This is a genomic window from Maritimimonas sp. 2205BS37-2 (assembly GCF_056591755.1).
The window spans coordinates 266,728-279,694 of sequence record NZ_JBWQOI010000001.1; the positions used below are offsets into that span (position 1 = coordinate 266,728).

General features: G+C 34.9%; 10 protein-coding genes. 4 read left to right on the forward strand and 6 right to left on the reverse strand.

Annotated features, from left to right (window positions below; genetic code table 11):
* Position 1: 1 nt before the first annotated feature.
* From ccoG to AC1EUU_RS01215, 6 genes are read right to left on the reverse strand one after another with little or no spacing between them, the layout of a single operon-like run.
* Positions 2-1,420, reverse strand: a complete 1,419-nt coding sequence (gene ccoG / locus AC1EUU_RS01190) for a cytochrome c oxidase accessory protein CcoG (protein ID WP_480199547.1) — start codon at positions 1,418-1,420, stop codon at positions 2-4.
* 60 nt (positions 1,421-1,480) lie between these two features.
* Complete coding sequence (locus AC1EUU_RS01195; RefSeq protein ID WP_480199548.1) at positions 1,481-2,335, reverse strand: cbb3-type cytochrome c oxidase N-terminal domain-containing protein; 855 nt, start codon at positions 2,333-2,335, stop codon at positions 1,481-1,483.
* A complete protein-coding gene (locus AC1EUU_RS01200) occupies positions 2,332-2,517 on the reverse strand; it encodes a CcoQ/FixQ family Cbb3-type cytochrome c oxidase assembly chaperone (protein WP_480199549.1) in 186 nt (61 codons plus the stop codon). Before AC1EUU_RS01200 ends, AC1EUU_RS01195 begins: the two co-directional genes overlap by 4 nt.
* Before the next feature lie 2 nt (positions 2,518-2,519).
* Entirely contained in the window at positions 2,520-4,715 is a 2,196-nt protein-coding gene (gene ccoN, locus AC1EUU_RS01205) for a cytochrome-c oxidase, cbb3-type subunit I (protein WP_480199550.1), read from the reverse strand.
* Positions 4,716-4,718: 3 nt separating this feature from the next.
* Positions 4,719-4,898 carry a cbb3-type cytochrome oxidase assembly protein CcoS gene (gene ccoS, locus AC1EUU_RS01210; protein ID WP_480199551.1) on the reverse strand — a complete coding sequence of 60 codons (180 nt, stop codon included), beginning with the start codon at positions 4,896-4,898 and terminating at the stop codon, positions 4,719-4,721.
* Positions 4,899-4,957: 59 nt separating this feature from the next.
* Entirely contained in the window at positions 4,958-7,339 is a 2,382-nt protein-coding gene (locus AC1EUU_RS01215) for a heavy metal translocating P-type ATPase (RefSeq protein ID WP_480199552.1), read from the reverse strand.
* Between the two features lie 104 nt (positions 7,340-7,443).
* On the opposite strand from AC1EUU_RS01215, the gene AC1EUU_RS01220 reads away from it, so the two are divergent.
* From AC1EUU_RS01220 to AC1EUU_RS01235, 4 genes are all read left to right on the forward strand, one after another.
* The gene (locus AC1EUU_RS01220) at positions 7,444-8,133 is read left to right on the forward strand and encodes a Crp/Fnr family transcriptional regulator (RefSeq protein ID WP_480199553.1); all 690 of its coding nucleotides are present in this window, start codon (positions 7,444-7,446) and stop codon (positions 8,131-8,133) included.
* A 170-nt stretch (positions 8,134-8,303) separates the two neighbouring features.
* On the forward strand, positions 8,304-10,217 hold the full coding sequence (locus tag AC1EUU_RS01225) for an ADP-ribosyltransferase (RefSeq protein ID WP_480199554.1): 1,914 nt from the start codon (positions 8,304-8,306) through the stop codon (positions 10,215-10,217).
* 29 nt (positions 10,218-10,246) lie between these two features.
* On the forward strand, positions 10,247-11,518 hold the full coding sequence (locus tag AC1EUU_RS01230; RefSeq protein ID WP_480199555.1) for a hypothetical protein: 1,272 nt from the start codon (positions 10,247-10,249) through the stop codon (positions 11,516-11,518).
* The gene (locus tag AC1EUU_RS01235) at positions 11,519-12,961 is read left to right on the forward strand and encodes an eCIS core domain-containing protein (RefSeq protein ID WP_480199556.1); all 1,443 of its coding nucleotides are present in this window, start codon (positions 11,519-11,521) and stop codon (positions 12,959-12,961) included.
* Positions 12,962-12,967 lie beyond the last annotated feature (6 nt).

Sequence of the window (12,967 nt, forward strand, 5' to 3'; positions counted from 1 at the left end):
TTTAATATTTTTTTGGTCCTAAAAAATTGGTAGTTGTAGTTTCAATAAGTTCATCTTTCGAATACACCCCAATTTTAATTTTCTCTTTACTGCCCTTTAATTGCGCTATTGGTATTTCTATAAATAAGGTCCCTTCAGATAAATCTTGTTTTGGTACCGAAAGTGCATCATCTCCTACAAGCTTGATAGTTCCATCATGTGATATCAATTTTATGGCTACATCTTGTATTTTATCTGTGGTCTTATTTATTAGTTTATAGGTATATACATTACTTATAATATTGTTTTCTTTAGTAGTGTATAGTTGCCCGGGTAATCTCAATATCGTAGCTTCAACAGCATTCCTTAAAAATAACATACCAACAAGAACTCCAATTAATATTACTAATACAGCAGTATAGCCTTTCATTCGTAATGTGAATTTTGGCTTTTCTGCTTTAGCAATATTATCTTCTGATGCAAATCGTATTAACCCGGTTGGAAGCTTCACTTTTTCCATCATAAAATCACATGCATCGATACATGCAGTACAGTTTACGCACTCTAACTGCGTCCCATTTCTAATATCAATTCCGGTTGGACAAACATCAACACATTGATGACAGTCAATACAATCACCTTTGCCAGAAGCGGGCCTATCTTCATTCTTTTTAAATTTCGCTCTCCCTGCCTCTTTTTCACCACGTTTATAATCATAGGCTACTACAATTGATTTAGTATCTAGTAAAACACTTTGTAATCTGCCGTATGGACAAGCGATAACGCATACTTGCTCTCTAAACCATGAAAAGATAAAGTAGAACACTATGGTGAAAATAAGAATAGAAAATAATCCGGTAACATGATTAGCCGGATTATCAGTTATGATTTCAAAAAGGGCATCACTACCAATAATATAGGCCAAAAACACATTAGCTATTAGAAATGATATGATAAAGAAAACAGTATGTTTAAGTATTCGTTTTCTAATTTTTTCAGCATTCCAGGCTTGTTTTTTTAGCCTTATTTGAGCACCTCGGTCTCCATCTATGGCATATTCTATTTTTCTGAATAGCATTTCTAAAAAAATAGTTTGCGGACAGACCCAACCGCAAAAAACACGACCGTAAACCACCGTAAATAGTGTGATAAAAACCACGCCTATAATCATGGAAATTACAAGCAAGTGAAAATCTTGTGGCCAGAACGGAAAGCCAAAAATGTTAAACTTACGCTCAAGAACATTAAATAGTAAAAACTGGTTGCCGTTGATCTTAATAAAAGGAGCTGCAAATAAAAAAGCTAATAAAAACCAACTTACATAGGTTCGATATTTATAAAAGATACCACTTGGCTTTTTTGGAAAAATCCAAGAGCGCCTACCTCTATCATCTATGGTACCTATAGAATCTCTAAAGCTTTCCTTTGTTTGTTCACCCATTTTTTACAAACTCAATTTTAAGATCGCCACCTGTCTTTTACAACATTAGGCGATCAATTATTATTGCTCTTTCCAGAGCTCACCCTCTTCCGCTTTTGGATTTTTCGGTGTCGTATTCTCCAAACTTAATATGAAGCTCACCACCTGTTGTATCTTTTGGGTATTAAGGCTATTTTTCCAGGCAATCATACCCTTACCATCACGACCTCCTTCTGAAATGGTGTTGTAAATATTTTCTGCGCCACCACCTAAGATCCAATAGTTATCAGTTAAATTCGGGCCAATACCCCCACCGCCATCGTTAGCATGGCAAGCAGCACAATTTGCTCTAAAGATTTTTTTACCGGCTTCGAGATTATCTGTTGCATTCATTTTACTAGGATCTAGAACCACCGGATTTGCACGTTTATATTTTTCTACCTCAATACGTGCTATTTCCATTTGTTTATTGTATTCATCTTCTTGTGTGTCACCACCCAGAATATGATAATATCCGAAATATAGTACGGCAAAAATCATTGAGATATAAAAAGAGTATAACCACCATGGGGGTAAAGAATTATCTAACTCTTTAATACCATCATAATCATGATCTAATAGAATATCAGCCTCCTGTTCAAGGGGTTTAGAACCCCATAAACCCCTTAATAATTCTTTAAATCCAGAACTTTCTTTAATGTTATTATTAACTTCTGCGTTAAGCTCGTCATCGGTTTTACCCAAATTGTTAGTTGCGGTTTGAATGGCTTCAAAGCCTAATAGCATTAAGAATACAGTTATCAGAAATAAAGTTACTGACGGATTTGTGATAAAAGCAGGCTCCGAGCCCGTTTTATAGAAGTATTCTGTAATTACAAAAACAATTGCAAATACTATAAATACACGTATATAAGCTAAGGTTGGTCTATTTTTCATAGTTCTAAAGTATTATCGTTATCTAATGGTAGATTACTTACTTTTTTTAAATAATCTTTTCTTGCAGTAAATACCCACCAAAATAGTAGTGAAAAAAAGATAAAAAAGATCAATAATGATATCATCGGATATATGGCAACACCATCAATGCTTTCCATATGATGTTTTATAAACTTGAGCATAATTATTTGTTTTGTGCTGTTTGTTCGTCTTTAACTTTAATATCTGTACCAAGGCGTTGTAAGTAAGCAATAAGAGCCACTATTTCACGCTCGTTCATAGGTGTAAATGTCAGATCATTAGATTCCGCATTTTTCTTTGCAGCTTCATAGCTTTCAGCAAAGGTTGGATCTTGGTATAAATTCTTTTCTATTTTTAAGGCTTGTTCTTTTATATCAGAACGGGCGCTACTAATATCTTCCTCACTATATGGAACGCCTAACGCAACCATCGTCTCCATTTTCTTTTCGATATTAGAAATATCTAATTTATTTTTCGATAGCCATTCATAGTTCGGCATAATGGAACCAGGTGAGGTACTTTGTGGATCATTCATGTGATTTAAATGCCAACTATCAGAGTATTTTCCGCCAAGTCTATGTAAATCTGGCCCAGTACGTTTTGACCCCCACAAGAAAGGATGATCATATACGAATTCACCGGCTTTAGAATACTCTCCATAGCGTTCAACTTCAGATCTAAACGGTCGAATCATTTGCGAATGACAACCAACACAACCTTCACGGATATAAAGGTCTCTACCTTCCAATTCTAATGGTGTATAGGGTTTTACACTAGAAATCGTTGGAATATTTGATTTCACCATAATTGTTGGAACAATCTGAACAATACCTCCAATTAAGATGGCAATTGTAGCAAAGATGGTTAATTGAACCGGCTTTCTTTCTAGAGCATGGTGCCACGTCTCTCCGGCTAAACGTCCCTTTTTAATTCTTACCAAAGAAGGAGCTTCGGCCATTTCATCTTCAACCTTACTACCAGATTTTACTGTTTTTACAACATTATAAAGCATTACTAAAGCACCAATGATAAATAAAGTTCCTCCAATAGCACGCATCCAATACATTGGAATAATTTGAGTAACGGTTTCTAAGAAGTTACCATATACTAATGTACCATCTGGGTTAAATTGTTTCCACATTGAAGCCTGTGTAAAACCAGCTACATACATTGGTAAAGCATATAAAATAATACCCAAAGTGCCTATCCAAAAGTGTGTATTAGCCAGCTTAACCGAATAAAGTTTTGTTTTAAACATTCTTGGAACCATCCAATAGATCATACCAAAGGTTAAGAATCCGTTCCATGCTAATGCACCTACGTGTACGTGTGCGATAATCCAATCTGTAAAGTGCCCAATGGCATTTACACTTTTTAATGATAGCATAGGCCCTTCAAAGGTGGCCATACCATATCCTGTAATGGCAACAACCATAAATTTAAGTACAGGATCTGTTCTTACTTTATCCCATGCGCCGCGTAAGGTTAATAATCCGTTAATCATACCACCCCATGATGGCATAATAAGCATTACTGAGAAGACTACACCTAAGTTTTGAGCCCAGTCTGGTAATGATGTATATAATAAGTGATGAGGTCCGGCCCATATATAGATAAAGATCAACGACCAAAAGTGTACAATTGATAATCTATATGAATAAATGGGTCTGTTAGAAGCCTTAGGAATGAAATAATACATCAATCCTAAAAATGGTGTGGTTAAAAAGAATGCAACCGCGTTATGACCATACCACCATTGTACAAGTGCATCTTGCACTCCGGCATATACCGAGTAGCTTTTTAAACCACTTACAGGTAATTCTAAACTATTAAAGATATGGAGCACAGCTACAGTAACGAATGTGGCAAGATAGAACCAGATGGCAACATATAGATGTCGTTCTCTTCTTTTTAAGATGGTACCAATCATGTTAACACCAAAAATTACCCATACAACGGCAATACCAATGTCTATAGGCCATTCTAATTCGGCATATTCTTTACTGGTTGTATAACCTAATGGCAGCGTTATAGCGGCGGCTACAATAATTAATTGCCATCCCCAAAAGTTTAATTTACTCAATAGATCACTAAACATTCTTGCTTTAAGTAATCGTTGTAGCGAATAGTAGACTCCGGCAAAAATGGCGTTACCTACAAATGCAAAAATAACCGCATTGGTATGCAGCGGACGTAAACGCCCAAAGCTCAACCATGAAATACCGCTTGTTAAGTCAGGAAAAATAAACATGAAGGCTAATAGGAGACCTACTAACATTCCTACTAATCCCCAGAGAATAGTTGCATACAAGAAATTCTTGACGATCTTGTTGTCATAATAAAATTGTTGCATTTCCATAAATTATGATTTATCTAAAGGTTTTGATTTATGTTTTTTAATTGATTTATTATCGAATAACATTCTAATAGAAGGTGTTACGGCATCATCATATTGGCCGCTTTTCACAGCAAATACAAAGGCGAATAAAAAAATAATTGCAATAATTAAACTCACTGTTATTAATACATAAATAACACCCATATTATACCTGATTACTTTACAAAATTAGTGGAGCTATGTTCCTTAAAACATGATAATTGTCATGTTATCAAATTTTTCTTTTTCCGTGCTATAAAATTGGTAGCTACCGTTACAAATACTACAATTGTAATTGAACTTAATGGCATTAGTATAGCCGCTACTATAGGAGATAAATTTCCTGTTACGGCAAATACCATCCCTATTAAATTGTAGAGCAATGAAATGATAAAGCTCATTTTAATAATTTGTATAGTTTTCTTTGATAACCGCAATAACTTTGGGATTAAGCTAAAAACGGAAGCATCTATAATTCCATCTGAGGCTGGTGAGAAAACATTAATGTCTTCTGAAATAACAAGTCCTACATTACTTTGCGCTAAGGCTCCGGCATCGTTTAAGCCATCTCCAATCATTAATACATTGTGCTTAGAACGTTGCTTTAATTCTATATACGCTAACTTATCTTCTGGTTTTTGATCGAATACCAAAGCCGTTTTTGATGGTAATAGCTGTTGCAATCTTAATTTCTCTCCTTGATTATCTCCAGAAAGGATACCGAGTTTATAGTTTTGCTTAAGGGTTGAGAATACTTCTTTTATACTTTCTCGATAGTTATTTTCGAGATGAAATTTACCTTTTACAGTATTATTAATGCTTACGTATACTGCAGTTTGTGTTGATGAATTTTTAGTGTACTCAACATAACTCGATGATCCTAATTTTATAAAAGAACCATCTACCGAGCCTTCTAAGCCCTTTCCTATTGCTTCTTTAAAATTAGATACAGGTTTAGAGGGTAATCCATTAAGTTGATTATATAACATTCTGCTCAAAGGATGATTGGAAGCTCGTAAAACACTTTTTATTGCTTGCTGCTCATCTTTTGTGAGAGACAAACCTTCATAATACATATTAGCCTTTGTAGTTGTGAGGGTACCTGTTTTATCAAAAATGACTGTATCAATTTTTGCAAGGCTTTCTATGGTTGAAGTATTTTTTAAGTACATTTTTTCTTTACCAAAAATGCGTAACATATTACCCAAGGCAAAAGGGGCTGATAGTGCCAAAGCACATGGGCAGGCAACAATAAGTACTGCCGTTACTACATTGGCAACCATAGTTATGTCTTTGAAGTACCAATAAATACCCGTTAAAAATGCGATACAAAGTACTATGATTGTAAATTGTTTACTAATAGCATCTGTTAGTGTCTTTATCGTATTCAATTTATTTTTTGAAAAAACATCATTGCTCCATAACTGTGTTAAATAACTTTGTGAAACAGTTTGCAAAGCTTCAATTTCTATGATTCCGGTAAGTTGTTTACCACCTGCATACACTTTATTACCCGATTGTTTAGAAACAGGCAAAGATTCGCCTGTAACAAAGCTGTAATCAATTTGAGTAATCTTAGAAATAAGCACTCCATCAACCGGAATTAATTCATTATTACGAATTAATAAACGATCACCTTTTTTAATGTCATAAATGGAGACATTTTCTTCAGACTTATCTTTGCTCAGCTTGGTAACAGCAATAGGAAAGTAAGATTTATAATCTCTCTCAAAAGAAAGAAAGCTATAGGTTTGTTGCTGAAATATCTTACCTAATAATAAAAAGAATACAAACCCTGCTAAACTATCAAAATAACCTTGCCCCGTGTCAAATAAAATTTCGTATGAACTTCGTAAAAAAAGTACTGTAATACCTAATGCAATTGGCACATCTATATTCAAAATTCTATGCTTTAACCCTTTATAAGCAGAAATAAAATATTCGTTAGCGGCATAGAAAACCACAGGAAGAATCGTAAAGAAAATAATGTATCTAAATAGCGGCCTATATTTTTCAATCCAATAACCATCAGACTGAAAATACTCAGGAAATGATAGTAACATTATATTTCCAAAAGCAAATCCCGCAATCCCCAATTTATATAATAATGATCGATTTGGTTTATTCTTTTTAGAAGCGGTGTCTTCTAAACTTACGTAGGGTTCATAACCTATAGAGCTTAAAAGTTCCACAACTTCTTTTAAGGTGATTTTCTTATTTTTAAATGAAATATTCACTTCTTTTTTTGGGAAGTTAACCCGAGAGGTAGTAACAGCTTTGTTTAACTTGTTTAGATGCTCTAATACCCAAATGCATGAACTGCAGTGAATATGAGGAATGTATAATGTAACAACAGTTAACTGTTCATCTTTGAAATCATATAGTTTTTCAGCAATCTTATCATTATCGAGATAGTCATATTTCCCTTTTATTTTTTCTGGAATTTTACCGGGAGACTGCTCTAAATCATAATAACAGTTTAGATCACTTTCGTTAAGAATTTCATATACAGTTTTACATCCGTTGCAACAAAAGGTTTTATCGTTTAGACGGATGATATCATTGGTACAATTATCACCACAATGATAACAATTGATAGTAGCCATACATTACTCATTTACCTGTTGACAAAGGTTGAGGATTTAATTGATTTAAATTATGACATTTATCATATTATTGAATATCTTTGAAAGAATAACTTCAATCAAGTATGAGTAAGTGCGAACAATGCATCATTCGTGAATTTAACACTTTAAAATCGCTTACTAAGCAAGAATTAAAGACGATGTCTGATCATAAAGACACGAGAATCTTTAAAAAAGGAGAAGTGTTATTTTCAGAAGGGAATATCTTAAGTGGAGTTTACTGTATTAAAGCTGGTGTTTGTAAACTGTCAAGACTTAGTTCTAACGGTAAAGAGCAGATCGTGAAGTTTATAAAAGGAGGCGATATGCTCGGCTATCGATCTGTATTGAGCGAAGAACCTGTTACGCTTACGGTAACGGCATTAAAAGATATGGAAGCCTGTTTCATACCTAAAAAAGATATTTTTGACTCTATTCGAGAGAATCCAAAGTTTTCAATGGATATGATGAAAACCGTTTGCCATGATCTTAAAGATGCGAATGCTTCTATTACCAAAATGGCACAAAAAACAGTAAAGCAACGTTTGGCTGACACGTTACTTTTCTTAAAAGAAACCTTTGGTGAAGATGAGGAGGGATTTGTTGATATAGTGCTTACTCGCGAAGAAATCGCTAGCGTTATAGGTACCGCTACAGAATCGGCAATACGCTTATTATCGGAGTATAAGAAAAAAGGATTTATTGATACTACAGGTAAAAAATTGAAAATTTTAGACGAGACTAGTCTTTATAAAGTTTCACAAGGGTTTAATTAAGTAGCCTAATTTTTATTTAACTATTTTTTTATTTTAATTCTGGTTTTACAGCCCATCTATGAGGAGTTAATTAGGTTTTAATTGAATTTACGTATTTATACGTATACCTATAATGAACGAATATTTCTAATTTGAAGCTTAGCAATTTAATTCATTAATAAGCTTCAGTTATGGGTGAACATACGCGTAAAAAAAGAAATATATCTAAACGAATTGACGATCAGCAGAAGCTCGAAACAAATCAGCTCAGTGCATTTAATGATAATCGTAATGAGGCCAAAAGTATAGACAATATACAAAGAATGGCGAATAATGCTTCTCCTTCCAATCCAATTCTTCAGAAAAAAGAAAATAATACCGGATTATCTGATAATCTGAAAAAAGGGGTTGAAAACTTATCAGGTCATTCTATGGATGATGTAAAAGTGCATTATAATTCTAACAAACCCGCACAATTAAATGCACATGCGTATGCCCAGGGTACAAACATTCATATTGCTTCTGGTCAGGAAAAACATTTACCTCATGAAGCTTGGCATGTAGTACAACAAAAACAAGGCAGAGTACAACCAACAAAACAGTTAAAAGAGAAAATAAACATTAACGATGATGTTGGTTTAGAAAGAGAAGCTGATGTAATGGGGGCAAAAGCGGCACAGCTAAAGGTAGATTCAGATACTAATGAGGTTAATAAACCTGAAAAACAACTACATAATACTTCAAAAACGAGATCCAATAGTATACAGCGGGTAATTGGAAATGTTGATCCCATTGCGCTTAGTAAGAGAGGAGCAAAAGCTGTAGTTAAACACAGAATTGATGAAAAAGATGAAGCTGGTTGGCAGTTAGTAGGAGCTCAAGGAGTTGCGCTATCGTTAATATCTCCAGAAGGAGCTAAGGTGTCAATCAATGCACAGGATGCGAATTATAGTTTGGCAGAAAATGCTGAAGCAGGACGAGAAGATTTCTTGGTTGAAATGGGGAAAATGAATTTAACTCCCGAAGAACAATGGGCTGTAACTAATTATACGAGTAGTTTACATTTACAAATAAACAAAATTCTAGGAAATCGTGCAGATCCAGGAGACCGTGAAACACTTCAGGATTATATTGATTCGAGAGCTCCAAGTGGTATTAAAACCATTGAAAAATGCATTGAACTTACCGTATCTGGCCTAGGTAAACTTCCAACTTCAAGAGGTGGAATTGTTACTAAAGGAGTTAATTTAGAAACCCACGACACTATAAAACCTCGTTATAGTCTATCGGAGCACAAGGAAGGTACAACATATACTGTTAAAGAGTTCAATAGTACTAGCCGTGGAAACCCATTTACAGGACGTGATTCGTTAATTGTTTACAACCTTAAAGGAGACCATGGAGGTAAACCCGTTAGAACTTTTTCAAAAAGCCCTGATGAAGATGAAATTCTTTTTGCTCCTGGAATGACATATGAAATCAACGAGGTGATTCCTAAGGGCGATAAAAAATTTCTTGTAACACTTGGTGAACTAGGCATATCTCCCGAATCGGTGGGAGCTCTTAATCAAATTCTTATCGTTAGTGTTAAGGAGATAGGAGCGTCATCATCTGAGAAAGCATCTTCGACGGTGTCGACAAGTTTGAAGGCTCTAGATGCTCGTTGGGACGGATGTTCTTTAGTACTTACTCCATCATTGGCACATGAAAATAAATTTGGTGAATACTATTTGCAATGGATGAAGCGTAAAAATGAAGGCCCCATGCAAACATGGGCAGCAAGCTATCTCGATACACTTGATGCAACTATTATTAAAGGGTCTGAAAATTTAACCTCAGTTTGGAGAGAGGTGAGATGGGCTTTTAATGGTTTTCAGTATACCAAAGAGAATGTTGAAAAACAGCGTGAAGTAGAAGCCAAATTTAAAGAATGGGAAAGCCTTCTCAAATCGGCAAAATCAGGAAAGATCACATATCGACCAGAATTATTAGATGGGTCAGTCGATTATCTAAAAGAAATAAGTGAGAGATGGAAGGGAAAGCCTAGAGGTTGGTGGAGAACAGGATTATCTTCACTAGGGTATAAAGGATTGGGCTGGAAGTAAATAATTGGCACTAATTGAAAATATGAATTATGAAAGTTCATGAAAGAATAAAAAAAAATAAATCTGGAACGAATGTAACCGCCGTATCCCAAAATAATAAAAATGAAACATCATCACTCCCATTTCAAGATAAACGCCCTGAAGCCACAGTACAGACAAGATTGCAAGAAATGGCAAATGATTATTCAGCAAAACAACCCGTTCAATTAAAACAAAATGAGGTTATACAGCTTAATGAAGGCCTTGCAAGTGAGGCAACTATTGCTGAAGCTGCAAAAAGTGTTGCACTTCATAAAGATGTCCAACAACCACTGGTTACCTGGATTACGCATGACTATTTAGATGTATTGAAGATTGCATATACTAGCTTAGCTAGCCACAATATTCCTGCACCGGAATATGAATGGAAAAGTATGCACGGCCCTGCAGCTGCTTTTAATTTTAGAACCTGGAAAATAGAGTTTAACAGTAACTTACAGAGTCAAAATTGGACCAAAGAGGATTTGGCCACTTTATTATATCATGAGAGTAGACACGTTGAGCAATTTTTTAGAATGATCAAAAACAAATTAAGATCAGGAATGAAACCACAAGAAGTTGCCCGGTTTTTCAATATGGATGAGGCATTGATTGATAAAGTTATTATCCCGGCATCTAAGCAGCTACCAAAGCCTGAGAAACCAAAAGGAGCTAGTGCAGAAGCTGCAAAACCCGAAATGGATGAAAAAGCCAAAATATGGGAAGATAGTGTAATGGGTTCAGGGTCTGAAGAAAGGACACTTTTACTTTACAGATGGCAAAGATTAGAGTATTTAAAATCAAGAATTACCGAATTAGAATTATTTCGTAATTCAGTTCACGATGCAATTGATGGAAGCATTGGGAAAGTAACATCAGATAAACCTGAAGCTGAAGTCGAAATATATTGTACCGGTTACCTTAAAGCTACAGGAACTTATTTAAAAGAAATGGCTGGATGGATAGAGGCAGGTTTAGGCAAAATAGAGCAAGAAAAGCACCCGGATTTTGGTAAGGAACCAGTTTTAGAAGCACTATACAAACAACTATCTATGCAACAGTTTATAGATACATATACAAAAAATTTAGGCTACTACAAACTTAATGGTGAACTTCAATCGTTGCGAGTTGAATTTGCCAGAAGTGAGAAAATACAGTTGCTAACTGCTAAGAGTACAGACGAAAAGCTTAGTGCAGATATTGATGCATATTACAAATTACCTGAAGAGAAAGATGCTTATGAAACACAGGGGAAATTGACCGCAGCAGTAAAAGAAATATAAATGATGGATACATTTTCAGGTAAATTACATAAAAAGAAAAAGTCATTGGACATCGAAAACACTTTCGAACCACAAAATGACCATGATCTTAATGTTCAGTTTAATGATAATCGTCCGGAAGCCACTTCTCAAATGAAATTAAAAGAAATGGCAAATGATTATTCATCTGAGCAATCTGTCATTCAAAAAAGAGAAAATAATACCGGCTTACCCGATAATTTAAAATCGGGTATAGAAAACCTGTCGGGTTATGCAATGGATGATGTAAAAGTACATTACAATTCTAATAAACCCGCACAATTAAATGCGCATGCCTATGCTCAGGGAACAGATATTCATATTGCTTCTGGGCAGGAAAAACATTTACCCCATGAAGCATGGCATATTGTACAGCAAAAGCAGGGTAGGGTACAACCAACGAAACAACTAAAAGAAAAAACTCCTATTAACGATGATGTGAGTTTGGAGAAAGAAGCTGATGTAATGGGAACAAAGGCGTTACAAACTAAATCTGTTGAAAACTTAAAACTGAATAAAAAATCAAATACAAATATTCAAGCGATACAATTAAAACCTTTAAACATAGAAGATAGCAAAAGAAAAGAATCATGGGTAGTTAATGTGGTTAAGTTAGCTGGACGTCTTAAATATTTGGTAGACCTTCCTCCAATGTTCCCTCCTGCATTAGTTTCTATTATTGAAGACAAATTGGGCTTCGATCGTCAATCATTATTAATTAGGTACAAATCTGAAGATGAACCCCTAGATGAGCACCTTAATGATGTAAAAGTTGATGCTGCAAAAGAAGCAATTATAGATTATATAGGAACTTTAGGATTAGATAGCCTTGCCCCGGGCTTAAGTCAAAAACTAATTGCTGTTGTGCATGAACAAAAAATTAATTTTTTTAAAGGTTCGGAATGGACACAATTTATGAGGCCTGTACTTAAATATGGAGAGGATCCTACTAAAACTGAAGGAATAACAGCGGGTTCTGATTTTAAACCCGCCACAAGAGGTAAACGTATGATTGGTATTAATGCCGATAATCATACCATTGGAGCTATTGTACACGAATTATTGCACGCTATTGCCGATGATAATATGGCTAAGTTACCAGAAAACATTGATGAAGCATTAACCGAATGGTTTGCTTTGCATGCCAGTGGCCTAAGCTTTCGAAAAAGTAGAAGTGGAAATAAAATTTACCATGACTTTGTGAAAGTTGTGAATTTGGCATTAGAACTTGGAGTAGTAACCAAAGCCAATCTCGTAGAAGCCTACTTTTTTGGGAGAGTAGGAGCAATAGAAAAACTTCGAGTTGGGTTCGTACAATATGCTAAATTAAAAGAAAAAGAAGCACGATATTATTATGAAGTGCAATTTGACTCTTCTGTTCAACAAATTAATCCTTTTGAAGAAATGAGACAGTTTTGGAGTTAAAAGACG